At 45.9% G+C, this 1,660-nt stretch carries 1 protein-coding gene; it reads left to right on the top strand.

Features of this window, described 5'->3' with window-relative positions; genetic code table 11:
• Positions 1-110 precede the first annotated feature (110 nt).
• Complete coding sequence (locus ABRS97_RS27955) at positions 111-1,562, top strand: IS1182 family transposase (protein ID WP_367859146.1); 1,452 nt, start codon at positions 111-113, stop codon at positions 1,560-1,562.
• The last annotated feature ends 98 nt before the right edge of the window (positions 1,563-1,660 follow it).

The following is a 1,660-nucleotide window of genomic DNA, read 5'->3' as shown; positions in this document are numbered from 1 at the left end:
CACTGAAAAAGTCCTTTCATACGAAAAAGGTACAGTCCTTCAAGAAAATGGAGGAGGCTGTACCTTTTTTGTCGTATAATTAAGGCATCACGAAAAGCGGGTGAGAGCAGATGATTCGGCAACAACAAACTTTGGTTCTGAGTCCTTACGCGGCACTGTATGACATCATCGTGCCAAAGGACAATATGCTCCGTCAAATCAACGAACTGGTGGACTTCACTTTCATATATGAGGAACTGGAAGCAAAATATTGTTTGGACAATGGACGTAACGCCATTGACCCCATTCGCATGTTTAAATATCTACTGCTGAAATCCATCTTTGAACTATCTGACGTAGACATTGTCGAGCGCTCTAAGTATGACCTTTCGTTCAAATATTTCCTAGGCATGGCGCCGGAGGATCCGGTTATTGACCCGAGTTCGTTGACGAAATTTCGCAAGCTACGGTTACAAGACATCAACCTGTTGGACATGCTTATCGGGAAGACGGTAGCCCTCGCCATCGAGCAGAATATCCTGAAGAGCAACTCCATTATCGTTGACGCTACGCATTCGAAAGCGCGCTACAACCAGAAATCGCCGCAAGAAATTCTACAGGATCGTGCACGGAAATTACGAAAGGCCGTTTACAGCATGGATGAATCGGCCAAAGCCAAGATGCCAGCAAAGAACGCGAGCAACGTACTCGAAGACGAAATTAAGTATTGCCAAAAACTCGTCGCCTTCATCGAAAACGAATCCAAAATCGCACAAGTGCCGAAAATTCTGGAGCCGCTCAACTTGTTGAAGGAGACGGTGGAAGATGACGTCGAACAACTTCGCCTGGCGGCGGATCCGGATGCGCGTGTGGGACACAAGAGCGCAGACTCCGCCTTCTTTGGATACAAAACACATCTAGCCATGACCGAGGAACGTATGATTACAGCGGCTGTCATTACAACGGGTGAGAAGAATGATGGCAAACAATTGCAGACGCTCATCGAAAAAAGCAAAGCAGCCGGCATGCAGGTCAAAACTGTCATTGGCGATACCGCGTATTCGGAAAAGGATAATATTTCGTACACGAAGAGTAACGAGATTGAACTCGTAGCAAAACTCAATCCGCTCATCACGCAAGGCAGCCGCAAGAAGGAAGACGAATTTCTGTTCAACAAAGATGCAGGCATGTACGTATGTCCAGTTGGTCACATGGCGATCCGAAAGGCTCGTGAGGGTAAAAAAGGTGTCGGCCAAAACCAGATGGCTACCTATTATTTTGATGTAGAGCTATGCAAGCGTTGTCCACTCAAAGAAGGCTGTTACAAAGAAGGTGCCAAAAGCAAGACATATTCCGTAACCATTAAATCCAATGAACATTTGGAGCAGATGGCCTTCCAAGAGACGGAATACTTCAAGGAGAAGTCCAAGGAGCGGTACAAAATTGAAGCAAAGAACAGCGAACTTAAACATGGACACGGGTATGATGTCGCCACATCCTCGGGTCTGCTTGGTATGGAAATGCAAGGTGCAATGACTATATTCGCTGTAAATCTTAAGCGAATATTGAAACTGATAGATTGAAAACACGGCAAGTAGCGCGATTTAGAGACCCCAAAAAAAGACATCCGCCCCCTAAAAAATGGAGGTAGATGTCTTTTTTGCAACTTATGCGAGACGCC

Origin of the sequence: Paenibacillus tabacirhizosphaerae, assembly GCF_040812395.1 — a bacterium.
Classification (GTDB): Bacteria; Bacillota; Bacilli; order Paenibacillales; family NBRC-103111; genus Paenibacillus_E.
Note: the sequence above shows the minus strand (reverse complement) of the source record. Positions and strands in the feature narration are given on the sequence as shown.